Genomic DNA, 19759 nt, shown 5'->3' with positions numbered 1-19759 from the left:
TATGAAATTAGTTGTTCAGCGTGTAACAGAAGCAAGTGTGACGGTTGACGGCGCTGTCGCCGGCCGGATCGGACCCGGCATTATGGCGCTTGTCGGCATCACTCATGAAGATACAGAAGAAGATGCCGCTTACTTGGCGGATAAAATCGTGAATCTTCGGATTTTTGATGATGAAAGCGGCAAGATGAATTTATCGCTTTTGGATACGGGCGGGGAGATTTTATCCGTTTCCCAGTTTACGCTTTACGGCGAAACGAAGAAAGGGAGACGCCCGAATTTTATGAATGCGGCTAAACCGGATCAGGCTGTGCTCCTTTATGAAAAGTGGAACGAACTCCTTCGGGAAAAAGGAGTCAAAGTGGAAACCGGAATATTCGGAGCCATGATGGATGTTCAGCTGACGAATTCCGGGCCGATTACATTGATTATGGATTCTAAACAATAAAAAAAAGCTGCCGTTCGGCAGCTTTTTTTATGATTGAAAATAATGTTCCAATCCGCTTTCAATTCCGTCTGTCACTTTTTCCTGATAAGAGCCGCTATGTATGATTGTTTCTTCTTGCGGTTGACTGAGATAGCCGAGCTCATACAGCATGGCAGGCCGTTTATTTTCCCTCAGGACGTAATAATCGCCAAACAGAACGCCGCGATCCGGGATAGGGGAACGCTTCACTACTTCAGAATGGACGTCTGAGGCAAGCTGGCGATCCTTAGACGGACTGTAATAATAAGCCGTGCTTCCCCGTGTTGACGTATCGGCATAGCTGTCATAGTGAATGCTGATAAAGGCATCCGCATTCCGGTAATGAGAGGTTGAAACCCTGGCCTGCAGGCTGATAAAAGTATCATCCTGTCTGGTGATATACACGTTTGCACCGGATGCCCGCAATTTTTGGGCCAGCAGCTTAGCGGTTTTAATCGTTACGTTTTTTTCAAACTTTCCGGAGTAGCCGATCGTTCCGCTGTCTTTTCCTCCGTGTCCGGGATCAACGACGATCGTTTTGTTTTTAAGTGAGCCGCTGCCGCCTGACGTGTTGGGAGAAGGTGCTTCGCCTGTTTCCTCACCGCTTTTTGACGTTTGTACGACCCAGTTTGCCACATATGCGGTTTGTCCGTTTTCAAGCCGGACTTCATACCATTTGCCGCTTGAGCCGACAATCGGGTAGGCTGCGCCTTTATCTGCTCTTTTTACGATAGAAGCGGAAGTCGAGGCCGAGCTCCTTAAGTTGGTGCCGCCGTAAATAATATACGCTTTTTTCGAGGAGCCTGAGCCCGCAGAACCGTCTCCCGAGCCGGATGCGCTGTCCGATGAGTCAGTATCCTTTATGATGTAGTGGCTTGCTGCCCAGCCTTTTTGCCCGTTTGCTTCAATTTTCAGCCAGCCGTGGTCTTCACTTAAGATGGAAACCTTTGTTCCGCGTGATAATTTAGTCATAATCGCTGAATCATGTGATGCTGCACTTCTGACATTCAATGAAGAAACGCCGACCGTTCCGCTTTTTGACCCGCTTCGGGCCGAAGTTGCTTTCGTATCCGATCCGCCGCTGTCCGCGGTGACGTATTCGGAAGAAACCCATCCGGTTGTGCCTTGATAAGAAATGTTCACCCATCCGCTGTTCTTGTCCAGCACAGATGCATGTGCGCCTTGCGGAAGTTTGCCGATGACTTCATATGATGTCCCCGGGCCTTTTCTGATGCGGAGGTCAGGATCGGTGGAAGTGACCGTTCCGCTTGTTGCGGATGAATTGTCTGCTCCCCCGGCTGTTTTTGATATCAGCCAGGAAACGACCCATCCGGTTTTACCGGGGCTCAGCTGAAGCTGCACCCAGTCTCCCTCTTCTTTAGCGATCGGGTATCTTTCCCCTTTTTTTACTTCAGCCTTAATTCCATAGCTCAGGCCGGGACCGCCTCTGACATTGATCTTGTCTGTCGCGATGACCGCTTCTCCCTCTGCGGCGATTGCGGTGTGGAATGACGGAAGAAGCGCTGTGATGATGACGCCGCATAAAATAAGAGCAAGAGTTCTCTTCTTCATGGCTGTCCTCCTTTCTGAACTAACTAAAATACATTCTTGTATAATATCGTATTTTCCTTGCTGAATGTTAAATAAAAATAAAATGGTTTGTTTATACTAGTCATAAATACAGCGAAAAGGTGTGCAAATCATGAAATATCAACCAAAAATGGGACGCGCGCTGCACGATGCGGAAGGAAATCTGCACTTCAGTGATCAGAGCGATAGAGAAAAGGCGGGTTTTCTTGAAGAGACGGCGACGGAGTTCGGTCTCTTATCGAAAGAAGCGGTCGCAAGGAAAAACAGACGGAATAAAACTTGACAGGGGAGTGCAATCCCATTATTATAATAGAAATTGATGTACATAAGTCATGATAACGATTTTGAACCGATAATGGAGAAGAGTAGGTCAGAATGCATGGAGAAGAGAGGAACCGTCCCGGGCTGAAAGCGGATCCGCACTGCATCTTTCTCGAAACAACACTCCGGAGGTTCCCTGCTGAACGCTTTTGCAAGTCATTAGGCAGCGGACGTGAACCTGCGTTAAAGGTCAGAGCGGGGATGCTTCGGCATTCCAACTAGGGTGGCACCACGGGTATAACTCTCGTCCCTACTATACATGTATAGTAGGAGCGGGAGTTTTTTTATTTGAAGAAAGACATTAAGGAGGCCTGTAACATGGCATATCACATTCCGAGAGGCACACAGGACATACTGCCGGGTGAATCAGACAGATGGCAGTTCGTCGAACAAATTATGAGGGAGACGTGCCGCACTTATCAATATAAAGAAATCCGCACGCCGATTTTCGAGCATACGGAACTGTTCGCAAGAGGTGTCGGTGAGTCTACAGATATCGTGCAGAAAGAAATGTACACGTTTGAAGACCGTAAAGGGAGAAGCCTGACGCTTCGGCCGGAAGGAACGGCCGCTGCGGTCCGCGCGTTCAATGAAAATAAATTATTTGCGAACCCGGTGCAGCCGACGAAGCTTTATTATGTCGGACCGATGTTCCGTTACGAACGTCCGCAGACAGGACGTTTCCGCCAATTCTATCAATTCGGAATTGAAGCGATCGGCTCCAAAGATCCGGCCGTGGATGCAGAAGTCATTGCGCTTGCGATGAGTATTTACCGTAAAGCCGGTTTGAAACATATCAAGCTTGTGCTGAACAGCCTTGGTGACCAGGAGAGCCGCAAATCCTACCGGGAAGCGCTCGTCAAACATTTTGAACCGCGCATCGGAGAGTTTTGCTCAGACTGCCAGTCGCGTCTGCACACAAACCCGCTCAGAATTCTTGACTGCAAGAAAGACAGAGAGCATGAACTGATGAAAACGGCTCCGTCCATTCTTGATTACTTAAATGAAGAATCAGCCGCTTATTTTGAGAAAGTAAAACAATACTTAAACGATCTCGGCATCCCGTTCGAAATAGATCCGAACCTTGTCAGAGGGCTTGATTATTATAACCATACCGCTTTTGAAATTATGAGCAATGCCGAAGGATTCGGAGCGATTACAACACTTGCCGGCGGGGGCCGCTATGACGGGCTTGTTGAACAGATCGGCGGACCTGAAGCGCCGGGTATCGGATTTGCGATGAGCATCGAACGTCTGCTGGCAGCCATTGACGCTGAGAAAACAGAGCTTCGCGTCAATCAGGGGATTGACTGCTACATCGTGACGCTCGGAGAAAAAGCGAAGGATTATTCCGTTTCCCTCGTGTACAAACTGAGAGAAGCGGGCATCTCAAGTGAAATCGATTATGAAAATAAAAAGATGAAGGGCCAATTCAAAACGGCTGACCGCCTCGGCGCACGTTTTATTGCGATTTTAGGGGAAGATGAACTTGCCCAAAATAAAATCAATGTAAAAGATGCGGAAACAGGAGAGCAGCGTGAAGTGGTGTTAGACGAGCTGATACAAGTGTTAAAGGCAGATCAAAAGCAGTGAAGGAGAGGAACGCTATGTTTGGAAGAACATATTATTGTGGCGAGATAACTGAAAAAGCGATTGGCGAAACCGTCAAACTGAAAGGGTGGGTGCAGAAACGGCGCGATCTCGGCGGCTTGATTTTCATTGATTTGCGTGACCGCTCGGGTATTGTGCAAGTCGTGTTCAACCCTGACGTATCGAAGGAAGCCCTTGCCGCAGCGGAAGCAATCAGAAACGAATATGTGCTTGATATCGAAGGCACGGTTTCTGCCCGTGAAGAAGGCACGGTGAATCCCAACCTGAAAACCGGTAAAATTGAAATCAAAGCTGAAGCGGTGACGGTGCTCAGCACGGCGAAAACGCCTCCGTTTCCGATCAGTGACCAGGCGGCTGACGTTTCTGAAGACGTCCGGTTAAAACACCGTTATTTGGATTTGCGCCGCCCGGCGATGTTTCAAACATTGCAAATGCGCCATCAAGTCACAAAATCCATCCGCCATTTCTTGGATGAAAACGGATTTCTTGATATTGAAACACCGATTTTAACAAAAAGCTCTCCCGAAGGCGCCCGTGATTACTTAGTGCCGAGCCGGGTGCATGAAGGAGAATTTTACGCCCTTCCGCAATCGCCGCAGATTTTTAAACAGCTTCTGATGGTGTCGGGCTTTGAACGGTATTATCAAGTGGCCCGCTGCTTCCGCGATGAAGACTTGCGTGCCGACCGCCAGCCGGAATTTACGCAGATTGATATCGAAATGTCCTTTATGAGTCAAGAGGACATCATGGCTCTGGCGGAAGAGATGATGGCGAAAGTCATGCTTGAAACAAAAGGTGTTGAAGTACCGCTTCCGCTTCCGAGAATGACATATGAAGAAGCGATGAACAGCTACGGTTCCGACAAGCCTGACACCCGCTTCGGCATGCTGCTGACGGACGTGTCAGACATAGTGAAAGATACTGAATTTAAGGTGTTCTCATCAGCCGTGGCAAACGGCGGCGTTGTAAAAGCGATCAATGTCAAAGGCGCTGCCGGCGACTATTCCAGAAAAGATATCGATGCGCTCGGCGTTTTTGCCGGAAATTACGGCGCGAAAGGTCTCGCTTGGGTGAAAGTTGAAGCTGACGGCGTAAAAGGCCCGATTGCGAAATTCTTTGATGAAGAGAAGCAGGCAAAACTGGCTGAAGCGCTTGATGCTTCTGAAGGCGATCTGCTCCTGTTCGGGGCTGATAAGTTTGAGGTTGTGGCTCAATCCCTCGGCGCGCTTCGCTTAAAGCTCGGCAAAGAACGCGGCCTGATTGACGAAAGCCTCTTCAACTTCCTGTGGGTTGTGGACTGGCCGTTACTGGAGCATGACGAGGAAGAAGGCCGTTTCTATGCGGCTCACCACCCGTTTACAATGCCTGTCCGTGAAGATCTTGACCTGATTGAAACGGCGCCTGAAGATATGAAAGCGCAGGCTTACGACCTTGTCTTAAACGGCTATGAACTCGGCGGAGGCTCAATCCGTATTTTTGAAAAAGACGTTCAGGAAAAAATGTTCGGGCTTCTCGGCTTTACAAAAGAAGAAGCGGAGGAGGAGTTCGGATACCTTCTTGAAGCCTTTGAATACGGCGCCCCTCCGCACGGCGGAATCGCGCTCGGCTTAGACCGGTTGGTTATGCTTCTTGCAGGCCGCACAAACTTAAGAGATACGATCGCTTTCCCGAAAACGGCAAGCGCAAGCTGCCTTCTTACGGAAGCGCCCGGCGAAGTGAGCGACGCCCAGCTTGAAGAACTTCACCTTTCTGTCAAAAGAAAAGTGAAACAGTAAAGATCAGCAGTTTGTTTCTTGAAAATCAAAATCTGCTGTGATATGATTTTGACAAGTTAAATAAAGTCCTGATGTGTTAGTTGTACACCTAGTTTTGACCGAACATTTTTTTGATTTGGGAGCCCGTATTTTTAAATGGCGTACATGCCTCTTTTCATTCGTTAAGAGGACTTACAAGATTTAAAAAAGGGCACCCACCTGCTGAGAGCGGGTTCAAAACGAAGGAAAGCTGCAACGGCACAATTGGGACTTTATTTTTTGTGCGCTAAAACCAGCGGCTTTTTGACAAGCCGAGTTTATAAAACCAGAATGTGGAGTGAGGTTCTTGTTACATCAGTTTTCCAGAAATGAGCTAGCGATTGGAAAAGAAGGGCTGGACACGTTAAAAAACAGCACGGTGGCCGTTCTCGGCGTCGGCGGAGTCGGTTCATTCGCAGCCGAAGCATTGGCGAGGTCCGGAGTGGGGCGGATCGTGCTTGTCGATAAAGATGATGTTGACATTACAAACGTAAACCGCCAGCTGCATGCGCTCTTGTCGACGGTGGGACAGCCGAAAACAGACTTGATGAAAGAGCGGATCGCGGATATTAATCCGGATTGTGACGTCGTCGCCTTAAAAATGTTTTATACGGAAGAGACGTATGAGCAGTTCTTTGAGTATCCGCTTGATTACGTCATTGACGCGTCGGATACGATTCATTATAAAATTCATCTGATGAAAGAATGTCTGAAACGGAATGTTCCGCTGATTTCAAGCATGGGAGCGGCGAATAAAACAGACCCGACACGCTTTCAGATTGCTGATATTTCAAAAACCCATACCGATCCGATTGCCAAAGTCGTCCGCACAAGGCTTCGCAAAGAGGGCATTAAAAAAGGCGTACAGGTCATTTTTTCTGATGAAAGCCCGATCGTCATCCGTGAAGACGTCAGAAAAGAAGTCGGGAATGATGAAGCGAAAATCCGCAAAGCGCAAATGCCGCCGTCTTCCAACGCCTGGGTTCCGTCAGTGGCCGGTCTGATTATGGGCGGACATGTTGTCATGGAGCTCTTAAAGGACATCGACATTAAACGGGTTAAAGATAAATAAAAAGAAAAACAGCCTTCTTCAGGGAAAGGCTGTTTTTTATTTGAATCCGCCGTTTACACGAAAGATTTTGGCCGGTATCAAAAAAGACAAGAACACATAGGGTGTCCTTGTCCGGTTATTTTTTCTGCTTCATCAGTTTTTCATACACTTGCTTTATGGCGGCTTCAAATTTCCCCGTTTGTTTCGGTTTATAGTATTGCTTGTTTTTTAACGGATCAGGCAAATATTGCTGTTCGACCCATCCGTTCTCGAAATCGTGAGGATATTGATAGCCGATCCCGCGTCCGAGCTCTTGGGCCCCTTTATAGTGGGCGTCTTTTAAATGTTTCGGCACATCGCCGATTTTACCCGTCCTGATGTCTTTGAGCGCCTCATCAACGGCTGAGATGGCGGAGTTTGATTTTGGCGAGAGGCATAATTCGATTACCGCATTGGCCAGCGGAATTCTCGCTTCCGGAAAGCCGATCCGTTCTGCGGTCTGAATCGCGCTCAGCACCCGGGGGCCTGCCTGCGGGCTTGCGAGGCCGATATCTTCATAGGCGATCACGAGAAGCCTTCTTGATATGCTTTCAAGGTCTCCGGCTTCGATCAGACGGGCCAGATAATGAAGGGCGGCGTTTGCGTCCGAGCCTCGGATCGATTTTTGGAAGGCGGATAAGACGTCATAATGCGCATCGCCGTTTTTATCATGAGTATAGCTTTTTTTCTGCAGACATTCTTCCGCCGTTTCCCGTGTAATCCGGATCGTGCCGTCGCTTGATTCCCTTGTGGAGAGCACGGCAAGCTCCAGTGCGTTCAAAGCGGAGCGAACGTCTCCTCCGCACCCTTGTGCGAAATGATCCATCGCGTCGTCGTCCACCGAAACGCTGTAGGAACCGAGTCCCCGGTGTTCATCTGTGAGCGCTCTTTTCAATGCCTGCTTGATCAGGTCGGGTGTTAACGGTTCGAGCTCAAATATCTGGGTCCGGCTTCTGATGGCCGGGTTAATGGCATGATAAGGGTTGGCGGTCGTCGCGCCGATTAAAATAATCATGCCGTTTTCTAAATAGGGCAGCAGAAAATCCTGCTTTCCCTTATCAAGCCTGTGCACTTCGTCAAGGATTAAAATGACCTGGCCTGACATTTTCGCTTCCTGTACGACAATCTCCATGTCTTTTTTATTATGAATGACGGCATTCAATTTCCTGAATGCGATGCTTGTCGATCCTGCGATCGCTGTGGCGATGGACGTTTTTCCGATGCCCGGCGGTCCGTACAGGATCATGGATGATAAGTGCTTTGCACGCACCATTCTGCCGATGATTTTATCTTCTTTGACCAAATGTTCCTGGCCGATAATGTCTTCGATATTGGCAGGCCGCATCCGATACGCCAATGGTTTCATGAACATCTCTCCTTACATATACAGGGTAACGGAAAACGGACGATTAGAAAAGCGAATTGCGGCGGGCCCCGTGTTTCAATGAAAATTAGGATAAGTTATGTTATAATAACAGTTGGTCTATAAGATACTAAACAGATTATTCATATCCATTTACTTGTATAAATTAACAATTAGAATTGACTGGGGTGTTCATATTGAAAATATCGACAAAGGGAAGATACGGGCTCACCATTATGATTGAATTGGCGAAAAAGCACGGAGACGGTCCGACGTCGCTCAAAAGCATCGCCCAAACAAACAGCCTTTCTGAGCATTACTTGGAACAGCTTGTATCACCGCTCAGAAACGCGGGACTCGTAAAAAGCATCAGAGGCGCTTACGGGGGTTACGTGCTCGGGGGCCAGCCTGAAGAGATAACGGCCGGAGACATTATCAGAGTGCTGGAAGGGCCGATCAGCCCGGTAGAAGTGCTTGAGGATGAAGAGCCTGCCAAGCGGGAGTTATGGATCCGCATCCGCGACGCTGTAAAAGACGTGCTGGACAGCACGACGTTAGAAGACCTTGCGAGCTACACGGACGGCGAGCAGGAAGCTTATATGTTCTATATTTAAACCAGAGGTGTACAGACAATGGAACGGATTTATTTAGATCATGCCGCGACTTCCCCGATGGATGAGCGTGTGCTCGAAGAAATGAAGCCCCATTTCTTCGGCAGTTTCGGCAACCCGTCAAGCATTCATTCATTCGGGAGAGAATCCCGGAAATGGGTCGATGAAGCGAGAGCGGACATCGCGCGCGAAATCAGTGCGAAAGAACAGGAAATTATTTTCACAAGCGGCGGCACGGAGGCTGATAATTTAGCGATTTTCGGAACGGCTGCCGCCCGGAAGAATGAAGGAAAGCATATCATTACGACCGCTGTTGAGCATCATGCTGTATTGCACGCCTGCGAAAAGCTGGAAGAAGACGGCTTTGAGGTGACATACCTCATCCCCGGCCCTTCAGGACGGATCAGTGCAAATCAGGTGAAAGAAGCGCTCCGTGATGATACAATCCTTGTTACCGTCATGTATGGCAATAACGAAGTCGGAACCATTCAGCCGATTGACGAAATCGGAGAGCTGTTAAGCGGGCATCAGGCCTATTTTCACACAGATGCCGTCCAGGCATTCGGTTATATGCCGATTGACGTGAAAAAAAGCAGAATTGACATGCTGTCTGTTTCCGGTCACAAGCTTAACGGGCCTAAAGGGACAGGCTTTTTATATGTAAATCAAGAGGTGAAGCTGTCACCGATTCTTCTCGGGGGAGAGCAGGAACGAAAGCGCCGCGCGGGGACGGAAAATGTACCGGGCATCGCCGGCTTAAAAGAAGCGGTCGTCCTTTCAAACCGTGAGAGGGAAGAGAAAACAGCGAAGTATAAGGAGTTTAAGAACATCATCATGAGCACGCTGGAAGAAGCCGGCGTTACAGCGGAGGTGAACGGAGATGCCGAGAAATGCCTGCCTCATATTTTAAACCTTTACTTTCCCGGTGTGCCGGTGGAAGCGCTGCTGGTCAATCTTGACATGGAAGGCATTGCCGTCTCCAGCGGATCTGCTTGTACGGCAGGATCCGTTCTTCCGTCCCATGTGCTTACGGCCATGTTCGGAAGTGAGAGCGGCAGGCTGACTTCGTCAATCCGCCTCAGCTTCGGCCTCGGCAATACGGCGGAACAAATCGAAACAGCCGCCGAAAAGCTTGCCGCCGTCGTTAAACGGCTTGCTTAAAACGGCGGACTTACGTTTTTAATGGAGTGAATGCAAATGGAAAAACGGCCGGAGGATACAAGAGTCGTAGTCGGCATGTCCGGCGGCGTGGACTCTTCCGTGGCGGCCCTTCTGCTGAAGGAGCAGGGCTACGATGTAATCGGAATCTTTATGAAAAACTGGGATGATACGGACGAAAACGGTTTTTGCACGGCGACGGAAGATTATGAAGACGTCATCCGGGTCTGCAACCAGATCGGAATTCCGTATTATGCCGTCAATTTTGAGAAGCAATATTGGGAAAAGGTATTTCAATATTTCCTTGATGAATATAAAGCCGGAAGAACCCCCAATCCGGATGTCATGTGCAATAAAGAAATTAAGTTTAAGGCTTTCTTGGATCATGCTCTGTCACTCGGCGCGGATTATCTTGCGACGGGCCATTACGCCCGCGTGGACAGAAGCGCAGGTACAGTGCGCATGCTCCGCGGTCTGGATGAAAACAAGGACCAGACTTATTTTCTGAATCAGCTCAATCAGGAACAGCTCAGCAAAGTCATGTTCCCGATCGGTGATCTGCAAAAAAGCCGCGTGCGGGAAATCGCCAAAGAAGCGGAACTTGCGACAGCTGCGAAAAAAGACAGCACGGGAATCTGCTTTATCGGCGAACGCAACTTCAAAACGTTTCTCAGCCAATATCTCCCCGCTCAGCCGGGCGATATGATGACAATGGACGGAGAAGTAAAAGGGCGTCATGACGGTCTGATGTATTATACAATCGGACAGCGCCACGGTCTTGGAATCGGCGGAAGCGGCGAGCCGTGGTTCGCCGTCGGTAAAGATCTTGAAAAAAACATTCTGTATGTTGATCAAGGATTCCATAATCCGCTTCTGTATTCCGATAAGATCACGGGGACAAATGTCAGCTGGACGCGTCCCGGTCTGATGGACGGCGGCGAAATGACATGCACGGCGAAATTTCGCTACCGTCAGGAAGATCACAAAGTAACGGTGAAAATGACGGGTGATGATGAAGCGGAAGTCATTTTTGACGGGCAGGTACGCGCCGTCACACCGGGACAAGCCGTCGTTTTTTATGACGGAGAAGAGTGCCTCGGCGGCGGAACGATAGATGACGTTTATAAAGACGGAACAAAACTGTGGTACGTATAACACATGTAAAAAACCTCAACTCGCATGTTGGGGTTTTTTAGCGAAAGGAAGTTAAAAATGGATTATAATAAAATCGGGATTGACGCCATGCAGGAGGGCGATTTTGAAAAAGCGGCAGAGGCTTTTACGAAAGCGATTGAGGAAAACGGCCAAGATCCGGTGCCGTATATCAACTTCGCAAATCTGCTTTCTTCTGTGAACGAACTCGAACGGGCGCTTGCATTCTATAACAGAGCGCTCGAATTGGACAATTCGGCGGCAGCCGCTTATTACGGTGCGGGAAACGTATATGTGATGAAAGAATCGTTTTCCGAAGCGAAGGATATGTTTGAAAAAGCGCTTCGCTCCGGAATGGAAAACGGAGATTTGTTTTATATGCTGGGGACCGTTCTCGTTAAATTAGAGCGGCCGAAGCTTGCACTGCCGTATTTGCAGCGTGCCGTTGAATTAAACGAAAATGACACGGAAGCACGCTTCCAGTTCGGAATGTGCCTCGCAAATGAAGAAATGCTGGATGAAGCTCTGGCGCAGTTTGAGACGGTGATCGAGCAGGACCCAAGCCACGCGGACGCATTTTATAATGCCGGAGTCGCTTACGCGTACAAAGAAAATCGTGAAAAGGCGCTTGAGATGCTGGAAGGCGCAATCGGCATACAGCCTGATCATATGCTTGCGCTTCATGCGAAACAGCTTATCACCCAGTCATAACAAAAGGAGGGAAGGCTCGTGGACCAGCTGAACATCGAAGAACAGCCGTATGTAAAAGGCGTCATTCATACGGTCATTTATCATAATGACACCAACCTGTATACAGTGCTGAAAGTCAAAGTTGCAGAAACGTCTGAGGCGATCGAAGACAAGGTCGTATCCGTAACGGGCTACTTCCCTCTGCTGCAAGAAGATGAGACCTACACATTTTACGGAAAAACCGCCACGCATCCTAAGTTCGGCCTGCAATTTCAGGCTGAACACTTTAAAAAAGAAATTCCGACCACAAAAGAAGGGATCATTCACTATTTATCAAGTGATCTGTTTGAAGGAATCGGAAAAAAAACGGCGGAAGAAATCGTCAAAAAGCTCGGTGACGGCGCGCTCAATAAAATTCTGACGGATGCGTCGGTGCTTTACGATGTGCCGAAAATGTCGAAAAAGAAAGCGGATAAGCTTGCCGGAGAGCTGCAGCGGCATCAGGGGCTTGAGCAGATTATGATCTCTCTGAACCAATACGGTTTCGGGCCCCAGCTATCAATGAAAATATATCAGGCCTACGAAACGGAAACCCTGGAGAAAATTCAGGAAAATCCTTATCAGCTTGTAAAAGACGTTGAAGGCATCGGCTTTGTGAAAGCTGACGAGCTGGGCGGAAAAATGGGTCTGTCAGGAAACCACCCGGAGCGGATCAAAGCGGCAATCTTATATACGATTGAATCGACCTGTCTTTCAGAAGGCCATACGTACATAGAGACAAAGCAGCTGATTATCAATACGCAAACGCTCCTGAATCAGTCAGCTGAAGGCGGCCGCGTTACGGAGATGGATGCGGCTGACGGCATCATCGCCCTCGGGGAGAGTAAGGATATCGTCATTGAAGGAGAGCGCTGCTATTTTCCGTCCTTGTTTTACGCCGAACAAAACGTCGCAAAACGCGTGCTCGACATTGCGGCTCAGACGGAGTATACCGATCAATTTCCTGAATCGGAATTTCTGCTTGCACTCGGTGAACTGGAAGAACGGATGAATGTTCAATACGCACCAAGCCAAAAGGATGCCATTCAAAAAGCGCTGTCTTCACCGATGCTTTTACTGACCGGAGGACCCGGGACGGGGAAAACGACCGTTATTAAAGGAATCGTGGAATTATACAGTGAACTGCACGGAGTATCGCTTGACCCCGGTGATTATAAAAAAGACGAGGCGTTTCCGGTGCTGCTTGCCGCGCCGACGGGAAGAGCCGCAAAACGGATGAGCGAATCTACGGGGCTGCCGGCTGTTACGATTCACAGGCTGCTCGGCTGGAATGGCGCTGAAGGCTTTACCTACAATGAAGATCAGCCGATTGAAGGGAAACTGATCATTATAGACGAAGCGAGTATGCTCGATATCTGGCTCGCCAGCCATTTGTTTAAGGCGCTTCCTAAGCACATTCAGCTCATTGTCGTCGGTGATGAAGACCAGCTTCCTTCAGTAGGACCGGGGCAGGTGCTCAGAGACCTTTTGGCTTCTGAGGTGCTGCCGACCGTGCGTCTGACAGATATTTACCGTCAGGCTGAAGGATCATCCATTGTGGAACTTGCGCATGATATGAAAAAAGGACTGCTTCCAAAGGGGCTGACCGCGCCGACAAAGGACCGCTCATTTATCCGCTGTAATTCTTCACAGATGAAAGAAGTCGTGGATCAGGTCGTTTCGAACGCGTTAAAAAAGGGGTATACCTCCAGGGATATTCAAGTGCTTGCCCCGATGTACAGGGGAAAAGCGGGAATTAACGAGCTGAATATGCTTCTTCAAGACATCATGAATCCGCCGAAAGAAAAAAGGCGGGAGCTGAAATTCGGTGATGTCGTCTACAGGACGGGCGATAAAATATTGCAGCTTGTCAACCAGCCGGAAAACAATGTGTTTAACGGCGATATCGGCGAAATCGTGTCCATTTTTTATGCCAAAGAAAATACGGAAAAAGAAGACATGGTCGTCGTCTCGTTTGACGGCAACGAAATCACCTTTACGAAAAAGGATTTCAGCCAGTTTACCCACGCTTACTGCTGTTCCATTCATAAGTCGCAGGGAAGCGAATTCCCGATTGTCGTCCTGCCTGTCGTCAAAGGCTACTATCGAATGCTCAGGAGAAATCTGCTTTATACCGCCATAACAAGAGCGAAAAAATTTCTGATTCTTTGCGGAGAAGAAGAAGCGCTTGAATGGGGCGTCAAAAACAATGATGCCACCGTCAGACAGACGTCGCTTAAAAACAGGCTCACAGAGCAGACTGAAGAGATGGATGCAGAACTGGCCGCCCTGCAAAAAGAGCTGCCGTTCAGTGTATATGATGCGAACATCGGAATGGAAGGCATCACGCCGTTTGACTTTATGGAAGAAAAAGCGTAAATAAAACCCGGAGCATAAACATGCGCCGGGTTTTCGCCTGTGGAAGTCATTTCAAAGTATGCTGCCCGGCTTCTTGGCAAAACCTATACGTGTTCAACAAAAGGTGGTTGATCACACTTTGAGAACATGCCATGCAGCTGAAGGACGAACAGTATATGACGAAAACACCGGGCGCAGTCTCGGGATGATATCGGATGTTTGTTTCTCTCTGGACGGCCGGTTTCTCGGTTTCGTGCTGGAGCAGAAACGCCTGTTTCACAACCGCCATCTTTTTTTAGAGGCAAGTGATATAAAAGAGATGGATCAAGAAGCCGTAGCTGCCGGTCATGCTCATTTGCAGCCTTTGCCGAAGAGCTGTTTCACCTTTGAACAGATTAAAATGCAGCCGGTGAAATCGCCTGATGGTGAAATGTTCGGTTTGCTGGAAGATGTATACTTTTGTTTGGACAGGGGCATAATCGTAGCATATGAACTCTCGGACGGCTTCTTTTCAGATCTGGCTGGCAGACGCCAAGTGCGCCGCGCCGCCGATACGCTTATTGAAGCGGGGAAAGAAGGCATCGTCCTGAACGGATAAGAGGTGTAGTCTGTGCTTGTATGTCCGAACTGCAAAAGCAAAGATATCGGCAAGATCGGCGTAAACCAATACTATTGCTGGGGCTGCTTCATTGAGCTGACGGTGGCCAAAGGCAAAATTGCGACACATCAAGTAGAGGAAGACGGCACGTTAAGCAGTCTTGATGATTTGTTTTCTGAAGACGAACGCAGTATCAATTTTTAAAGTTGAAAGGAGATACGCGCGATGGGCAGAACAATGACCTCTCTGTTGGCTTTAGGAGCTGGAGCCGTTATGTATCGTATGGCTTCTCAGTCCGATATGCTGAATAAAAAAGGTATGAAACGGATGAGAAGACGAGTCATGAAAATGTTTTAAGCAGAAAAAAGGATACTTCTCCGGAAGTATCCTTTTTACGTTTGTCTCGCTTCCAGCCGTCTGGCTGCGAGAGACAGGCTGTAATTGACCGCGAAATACATCAGGGCCGCCAGCAGAAAGATCGGGAAAAAATACCCCCCGTCAGCGCTTTGTCCGTTTAAAATCTGCGCGTTATGAATCAATTCGGGCAGAGCGATGACGACCGCAAGTGACGTATCCTTTAATAAAGAAATAAACTGGCTCACAATCGGAGGAACCATACGCCTGAGCGCCTGCGGCATGACGACGAGAAAAAGAGTCTGCGTGTACGTCAGTCCTGAAGAACGCGCCGCTTCAATCTGTCCTTTGTCAACGGATTGCAAACCGCTTCTGATGATTTCTGACAGCATAGCCGATTCAAAAATCGTCAGCGCCGTGATGGCGGCCGCGGTAATTTCCAGTTTGATCCCGATTTCCGGAAGGGCAAAAAACGTAAAGAAAATGATTAATAACAGCGGCAGGTTGCGGATGGTTTCCACAATGGCCGCTATAATGCCCGAGACGATAGGAATTTTCGCATAGCGCAAAGTGCCGGCGGCAAGCCCGAAAATAAAACTCAGGACAATGGAGATCAGCGCAACATAAAGTGTGACCAAAAAGCCGTCCCATAAAAACAGCAGATGGTCAGGTGTATAGGCGCCGCTAAAATCCATGTTTTTCACTCTCCTTCTCTAATAACTCTTTCCGAGACGTCTTTCCAAATAGTGAACCCCGATGCTGAGCGGGATCGTTACTATCAAATAAAAAAGCGCGACGAAAATATAGACATCAAACACGACAAGAGTACTTGAGGAAACGAGATCCGCCTGATACATCAAATCGAGTCCCGCCACCACTCCGAGTATTGATGAGTTTTTGACAAGGTTGAGAAATTGGTTTCCGAGCGGGGGAATCACGATTTTTACGGCCTGAGGAAGAATGACGTATCTCATCGCCTGACTGTAGGTGAAGCCTGACGATCTGGCCGCTTCCATCTGCCCTTTGGAGACAGTCTGAATTCCGGCTCTGATGGCTTCTGCGATAAAGGCCGACGTGTATATCGTCAGCGCAATCGTTCCCGCCTGAAAGCCGTCCAGTCTCAGCCCGGCGTTCGGAAGTCCGAAATAAAAAACGAATGTGATGAGAAGAAGCGGGATGTTCCGGATAAATTCCACATACGCAGTGCCGATCCATTGAAGGGGTTTGAAAGCTGTGATTCTCATGACTGCGATCAGAACGCCCAGCGCAAAGCTGCCTGCCAGCGCGATGAAGCTCGCAAGCAATGTGTGCAGGAAACCGTCCATATACATATCGAAGTTTTCCGTTAAAATTGAAAAGTTCATCTATGTCACTCCTTATAAAACGGGGATGAGCATGCCTGCTCATCCCGCGGTCCTTTCTATTTTGCCGGTTCTTCTTTAATCCATTTTTTATAGATTTTTTCGTACCTGCCGTCGGCTTTCATTTTTTTCAAAGAGGCGTTGATTTCCTTGATAAGTCCGGATTGGCCTTTTTTGACGGCGATTCCGTAAGGTTCATCGGTGAAGGTTTCGCCTGTCAGCTGATATTGTTTATTTTCATCCGCCATGCCGTATAAAATCGCATTATCGGTTGTGAGCGCATCTCCCTGTCCCGCTTTAAGCGCAGTGAACGCTTCGGCGTAATTTTCAAATTCCAGCACTGAGGCGTCAGGCGCTTTTTCTCTGATGTTTTGTGAGGAAGTAGAGCCTTTTACCGCCAATACTTTTGAGCCTTTTCCCAGGTCTTCGGTGCTTTTGATGCTGCTTCCTTTTTTGACGAGCAGGGATTGCCCGGCTTCAAAATAAACATCTGAGAAATCAACTTCTTTTTTTCGCTCATCCGTTATCGTCATCGTGGCGGTGATGGCGTCGATATCGCCGTTTTGCAGCATCGGAATTCTCGTTTTTGACGTTACTTCTTTAAATTCCGCTTTCTTCTCATCCCCCAGAATATCTTTTGCGAGCTGTTTTGAGATATCGATATCGAAGCCTTCAATATCACCGGAGCTTGGGTTTTTCAGTCCGAATAACCTCGTGTCGGTTTTGACGCCGAAGATGATTTTGTCTCTGTCTTTAATAGAGGCTAACGTGTCTTTTCCCGTTCCCTTTGAATCCCCGGACGTTTCTTTCCCTCCGCAGGCTGCCAGCATAAAGACGGCCAGCAGTGATATCAATCCGAATGACAACCATTTTGTTACGCGTGACATAAGCGCTCCTCCGTTTCTTTTCAGTGATTTAAAATACGGCTTAAGAATAAACGCGCCCTCTCTTCACGGGGGCTTTCGTAAAATTCAGCCGGTGCAGCTTCTTCTAAGATGGCTCCGCCGTCGATAAACACGATGCGGTCCGCCACTTCTTTTGCGAATCCCATTTCATGTGTGACGACTGCCATGGTCATGCCTTCTTTTGCGAGTGTTTTCATGACATCCAGCACTTCCCCGATCATTTCCGGATCAAGCGCGGATGTGGGTTCGTCAAACAGCATAATTTCGGGCTTCATCGCAAGCCCCCTGGCGATGGCGACACGCTGCTGCTGGCCGCCCGAAAGCTGTGAAGGATAAGCGTCCGCTTTTTCCGGTATACCGACTTTTTTCAAATAGTATAAGGCCGTTTCTTTTGCTTCTTCTTTTGATTGCTTAAGCACTTTGATCGGTGCGAGCATAATGTTTTGCAGAACGGTTTTGTGCGGGTACAGATGAAAATGCTGAAACACCATGCCGATATTGCGGCGGACTTTATTTATATCCGTTTTCTTGTCATGGATGGAGACGCCGTTTACCGTTAAGGCGCCTCCATCAACTGTTTCCAGCTGATTAATGCAGCGGAGAAGCGTGCTTTTTCCCGATCCTGAAGGTCCGATGATAACGACGACTTCCCCTTTTTTAATGTGCAGATTAATGTTTTTCAGCACGTGGAAATGTCCGTAGTGCTTATTTACATCCTGAAATGAAATCATGGCCATCCTCCTTAAAAAAACAAGAGTCATATTGACTGGACAGTTTTTGAAATCCTTTAACACATTACGATGGTTATACAGATTTTTATGAATATTATTTAGATTATTTCGTAATTTCTGATAATTATTTCCGTCAAGAGGTCTGCGTCATAAGGCGGAGTTTATGAAACGGGAATAATTCCGGCTTTCTGTCAAAAGATAAAGCAAGAGGTGAAACGTCATGCTTCAAAAACCGCTGCAGCTCTTAATGTGGACGGCTGTATGTCTGCTCGTTTTGTTAACAGTGTATGTCTTTTGCATGCTCGATATGTTATGGTCTCCCATTTGGCTTGTTATAAAATCTCTCTTTATTCCTATATTCATCGCAGTATTTATTGCTTATCTTTTACTTCCGATTACTGAATGGCTTCATAGAAAAGGGATGCCTAGAACTTTAAGCCTGCTTCTGATTTATTGCCTGTTTTTCGGCGGAATCGGCTGGGGGGTTTATAAAGGGGTTCCTGTTTTAATTGAACAGCTGCAGGATCTGTCTGAGAGCATTCCCGGTCTTGCCAAAAACTACAACAGCATGCTGACGCATCTGCATAATCACACGGATCATTGGCCTGACGGCATGCACCATCGGATGGACAAAATGATTCAGCAGACAGAAACGTTTCTTGCCGGCACGATTGAAAGCACGATCAGAAGCATCCGTTTCGTGCTTGATTATATCCTGATCGCGGCGACGATTCCTTTTCTCGTGTTCTATATGGTGAAGGATATAGACGTCATGAAAAAGACAGTCTGGTATTTGACGCCGAAGTCCTGGAGAAAAAGGGGGAGTGAATTTCTGCGGGATGTGGACGACTCTCTCGGTGATTACATCCGCGGTCAGCTTCTCGTTTGTTTTTTGCTCGGGTTAATAGCCGGCGTTTCATTTTGGCTGTTCGGGCTTCCTTACCCGCTGATTTTGGGCCTTGCCATCGGGATTACGAATGTCATCCCGTATTTCGGTCCGTTTATCGGCGCTGTACCGGCGCTGCTCCTTTCGCTGGCGATTTCTGCTAAAGCTGTGATCATCGTAATCGTCACGATTTTTATTCTGCAATTTATAGAAGGAAACATTTTGAGCCCGCTTATTGTCGGGCGCAGTCTCAGAATGCACCCCGTCGTGATCATGCTGGCGCTCCTTGCCGGAGGAGAGCTCGCGGGCATCCCCGGCATGATTCTCGCTGTTCCGGCGGCAGCCGTTTTAAAAGTGACGGCCATTCACTTTTTGCGGATCAGGACGGAACATTGACATTCGGGTTCTGCTTGTCTATAATTTCGAGTAGAATACATACGAATCTCGAGTGACGGATATGAGTACGCCGAAGCCCTGTTTAAGAGAGAAGCTCCGATACGCTGAAAGGAGCTTCAGCAGAAGATCGGCCGAAGCTAATCCTGAGTGCAGTTAAAGGCTGCCGCAGTCCTGCGTTACGGGATGAAAGGTGACAGGCCTTTTTCGGCCTGTAATCAGGGTGGTACCGCGAGACAGCTCTCGTCCCTGTGTGAACGCATGGTTTGCATAGGGAGAGAGCTTTTTTGCT

Annotated in this window: 20 protein-coding genes, 1 other RNA gene and 2 other annotated features; of the genes, 15 read left to right on the top strand and 6 right to left on the bottom strand. The window is 48.3% G+C overall.

The features are described 5' to 3' along the window. Position 1 precedes the first annotated feature (1 nt). Positions 2-445: a D-aminoacyl-tRNA deacylase gene (gene dtd / locus RUW00_RS07765; RefSeq protein ID WP_007408194.1), complete on the top strand. Its 444-nt coding sequence runs from the start codon at positions 2-4 to the stop codon at positions 443-445. Between the two features lie 27 nt (positions 446-472). Here dtd and RUW00_RS07760 read toward each other — a convergent pair whose 3' ends face one another. Then, entirely contained in the window at positions 473-2035 is a 1563-nt protein-coding gene (locus RUW00_RS07760; protein WP_280145346.1) for an N-acetylmuramoyl-L-alanine amidase family protein, read from the bottom strand. A gap of 130 nt (positions 2036-2165) precedes the next feature. Between RUW00_RS07760 and RUW00_RS07755 the strand changes: the two genes are divergently transcribed. The 5 genes from RUW00_RS07755 (at position 2166) to RUW00_RS07735 (ending at position 6850) form a co-directional block, all read left to right on the top strand. Next, positions 2166-2336 carry a YrzK family protein gene (locus tag RUW00_RS07755; RefSeq protein WP_003152722.1) on the top strand — a complete coding sequence of 57 codons (171 nt, stop codon included), beginning with the start codon at positions 2166-2168 and terminating at the stop codon, positions 2334-2336. A gap of 60 nt (positions 2337-2396) precedes the next feature. Continuing rightward, positions 2397-2629: a binding site (T-box leader), on the top strand. 63 nt (positions 2630-2692) lie between these two features. Then, positions 2693-3967, top strand: a complete 1275-nt coding sequence (gene hisS, locus RUW00_RS07750; protein ID WP_061862430.1) for a histidine--tRNA ligase — start codon at positions 2693-2695, stop codon at positions 3965-3967. 14 nt (positions 3968-3981) lie between these two features. After that, entirely contained in the window at positions 3982-5760 is a 1779-nt protein-coding gene (gene aspS / locus RUW00_RS07745) for an aspartate--tRNA ligase (RefSeq protein ID WP_007408199.1), read from the top strand. Between the two features lie 62 nt (positions 5761-5822). Beyond that, positions 5823-6014, top strand: a non-coding RNA gene (gene ssrS / locus RUW00_RS07740) — 6S RNA. Positions 6015-6085: 71 nt separating this feature from the next. Further along, positions 6086-6850: a tRNA threonylcarbamoyladenosine dehydratase gene (locus tag RUW00_RS07735; protein WP_022552891.1), complete on the top strand. Its 765-nt coding sequence runs from the start codon at positions 6086-6088 to the stop codon at positions 6848-6850. A gap of 115 nt (positions 6851-6965) precedes the next feature. Here RUW00_RS07735 and RUW00_RS07730 read toward each other — a convergent pair whose 3' ends face one another. Beyond that, positions 6966-8234, bottom strand: coding sequence for a replication-associated recombination protein A (locus tag RUW00_RS07730; protein WP_017418226.1), 1269 nt, complete (start codon positions 8232-8234; stop codon positions 6966-6968). A 194-nt stretch (positions 8235-8428) separates the two neighbouring features. On the opposite strand from RUW00_RS07730, the gene cymR reads away from it, so the two are divergent. The 8 genes from cymR to RUW00_RS07690 all read left to right on the top strand — a co-directional run bounded on the left by cymR (position 8429) and on the right by RUW00_RS07690 (position 15194). Beyond that, positions 8429-8845, top strand: coding sequence for a cysteine metabolism transcriptional regulator CymR (gene cymR / locus RUW00_RS07725; RefSeq protein ID WP_003152730.1), 417 nt, complete (start codon positions 8429-8431; stop codon positions 8843-8845). 18 nt (positions 8846-8863) lie between these two features. Beyond that, positions 8864-10003: a cysteine desulfurase family protein gene (locus RUW00_RS07720; RefSeq protein WP_071391560.1), complete on the top strand. Its 1140-nt coding sequence runs from the start codon at positions 8864-8866 to the stop codon at positions 10001-10003. Positions 10004-10039: 36 nt separating this feature from the next. Beyond that, the gene (gene mnmA / locus RUW00_RS07715) at positions 10040-11155 is read left to right on the top strand and encodes a tRNA 2-thiouridine(34) synthase MnmA (RefSeq protein WP_280145345.1); all 1116 of its coding nucleotides are present in this window, start codon (positions 10040-10042) and stop codon (positions 11153-11155) included. 87 nt (positions 11156-11242) lie between these two features. Continuing rightward, positions 11243-11863, top strand: a complete 621-nt coding sequence (locus RUW00_RS07710; protein WP_088461189.1) for a tetratricopeptide repeat protein — start codon at positions 11243-11245, stop codon at positions 11861-11863. Positions 11864-11881: 18 nt separating this feature from the next. Continuing rightward, positions 11882-14260, top strand: coding sequence for an SF1B family DNA helicase RecD2 (gene recD2, locus RUW00_RS07705; protein ID WP_280145344.1), 2379 nt, complete (start codon positions 11882-11884; stop codon positions 14258-14260). Between the two features lie 118 nt (positions 14261-14378). Then, positions 14379-14837 carry a PRC-barrel domain-containing protein gene (locus RUW00_RS07700; protein ID WP_007408205.1) on the top strand — a complete coding sequence of 153 codons (459 nt, stop codon included), beginning with the start codon at positions 14379-14381 and terminating at the stop codon, positions 14835-14837. Between the two features lie 12 nt (positions 14838-14849). Beyond that, positions 14850-15041 (top strand): hypothetical protein, encoded by a 192-nt coding sequence (locus RUW00_RS07695; protein ID WP_003152738.1) that lies wholly within the window; start codon positions 14850-14852, stop codon positions 15039-15041. 21 nt (positions 15042-15062) lie between these two features. After that, the gene (locus tag RUW00_RS07690) at positions 15063-15194 is read left to right on the top strand and encodes a YrzQ family protein (RefSeq protein ID WP_003152741.1); all 132 of its coding nucleotides are present in this window, start codon (positions 15063-15065) and stop codon (positions 15192-15194) included. 35 nt (positions 15195-15229) lie between these two features. On the opposite strand, the gene RUW00_RS07685 is transcribed toward RUW00_RS07690, so the two are convergent. From RUW00_RS07685 to RUW00_RS07670, 4 genes are read right to left on the bottom strand one after another with little or no spacing between them, the layout of a single operon-like run. Continuing rightward, positions 15230-15886: an amino acid ABC transporter permease gene (locus tag RUW00_RS07685; RefSeq protein ID WP_015417903.1), complete on the bottom strand. Its 657-nt coding sequence runs from the start codon at positions 15884-15886 to the stop codon at positions 15230-15232. A gap of 18 nt (positions 15887-15904) precedes the next feature. Then, positions 15905-16555 carry an amino acid ABC transporter permease gene (locus tag RUW00_RS07680; RefSeq protein WP_007408207.1) on the bottom strand — a complete coding sequence of 217 codons (651 nt, stop codon included), beginning with the start codon at positions 16553-16555 and terminating at the stop codon, positions 15905-15907. A gap of 56 nt (positions 16556-16611) precedes the next feature. Continuing rightward, positions 16612-17439, bottom strand: coding sequence for a transporter substrate-binding domain-containing protein (locus RUW00_RS07675; RefSeq protein ID WP_007408208.1), 828 nt, complete (start codon positions 17437-17439; stop codon positions 16612-16614). Positions 17440-17459: 20 nt separating this feature from the next. After that, positions 17460-18188 carry an amino acid ABC transporter ATP-binding protein gene (locus tag RUW00_RS07670; protein ID WP_007408209.1) on the bottom strand — a complete coding sequence of 243 codons (729 nt, stop codon included), beginning with the start codon at positions 18186-18188 and terminating at the stop codon, positions 17460-17462. Positions 18189-18408: 220 nt separating this feature from the next. On the opposite strand from RUW00_RS07670, the gene RUW00_RS07665 reads away from it, so the two are divergent. Continuing rightward, positions 18409-19470, top strand: coding sequence for an AI-2E family transporter (locus RUW00_RS07665; protein ID WP_021494373.1), 1062 nt, complete (start codon positions 18409-18411; stop codon positions 19468-19470). 43 nt (positions 19471-19513) lie between these two features. Beyond that, positions 19514-19721 (top strand) — a binding site (T-box leader). Positions 19722-19759 lie beyond the last annotated feature (38 nt).

Source organism: Bacillus sp. IS1 (assembly GCF_032461585.1).
In the GTDB taxonomy this organism is placed as follows: Bacteria; Bacillota; Bacilli; order Bacillales; family Bacillaceae; genus Bacillus; species Bacillus velezensis.
The sequence above is the reverse complement of the archived record's forward strand: the minus strand, read 5'-3'. Positions and strand labels throughout refer to the sequence as shown.

What these genes read in the sequence shown, in the direction of transcription:
- dtd (WP_007408194.1), top strand. Translation starts at nt 2, where the DNA reads ATGAAATTAGTTGTTCAGCGTGTAACAGAAGCAAGTGTGACGGTTGAC.
- RUW00_RS07760 (WP_280145346.1), bottom strand. Translation starts at nt 2,035, where the DNA reads ATGAAGAAGAGAACTCTTGCTCTTATTTTATGCGGCGTCATCATCACA.
- RUW00_RS07755 (WP_003152722.1), top strand. Translation starts at nt 2,166, where the DNA reads ATGAAATATCAACCAAAAATGGGACGCGCGCTGCACGATGCGGAAGGA.
- hisS (WP_061862430.1), top strand. Translation starts at nt 2,693, where the DNA reads ATGGCATATCACATTCCGAGAGGCACACAGGACATACTGCCGGGTGAA.
- aspS (WP_007408199.1), top strand. Translation starts at nt 3,982, where the DNA reads ATGTTTGGAAGAACATATTATTGTGGCGAGATAACTGAAAAAGCGATT.
- RUW00_RS07730 (WP_017418226.1), bottom strand. Translation starts at nt 8,234, where the DNA reads ATGAAACCATTGGCGTATCGGATGCGGCCTGCCAATATCGAAGACATT.
- RUW00_RS07720 (WP_071391560.1), top strand. Translation starts at nt 8,864, where the DNA reads ATGGAACGGATTTATTTAGATCATGCCGCGACTTCCCCGATGGATGAG.
- mnmA (WP_280145345.1), top strand. Translation starts at nt 10,040, where the DNA reads ATGGAAAAACGGCCGGAGGATACAAGAGTCGTAGTCGGCATGTCCGGC.
- RUW00_RS07710 (WP_088461189.1), top strand. Translation starts at nt 11,243, where the DNA reads ATGCAGGAGGGCGATTTTGAAAAAGCGGCAGAGGCTTTTACGAAAGCG.
- RUW00_RS07690 (WP_003152741.1), top strand. Translation starts at nt 15,063, where the DNA reads ATGGGCAGAACAATGACCTCTCTGTTGGCTTTAGGAGCTGGAGCCGTT.
- RUW00_RS07685 (WP_015417903.1), bottom strand. Translation starts at nt 15,886, where the DNA reads ATGGATTTTAGCGGCGCCTATACACCTGACCATCTGCTGTTTTTATGG.
- RUW00_RS07680 (WP_007408207.1), bottom strand. Translation starts at nt 16,555, where the DNA reads ATGAACTTTTCAATTTTAACGGAAAACTTCGATATGTATATGGACGGT.
- RUW00_RS07675 (WP_007408208.1), bottom strand. Translation starts at nt 17,439, where the DNA reads ATGTCACGCGTAACAAAATGGTTGTCATTCGGATTGATATCACTGCTG.
- RUW00_RS07670 (WP_007408209.1), bottom strand. Translation starts at nt 18,188, where the DNA reads ATGATTTCATTTCAGGATGTAAATAAGCACTACGGACATTTCCACGTG.
- RUW00_RS07665 (WP_021494373.1), top strand. Translation starts at nt 18,409, where the DNA reads ATGCTTCAAAAACCGCTGCAGCTCTTAATGTGGACGGCTGTATGTCTG.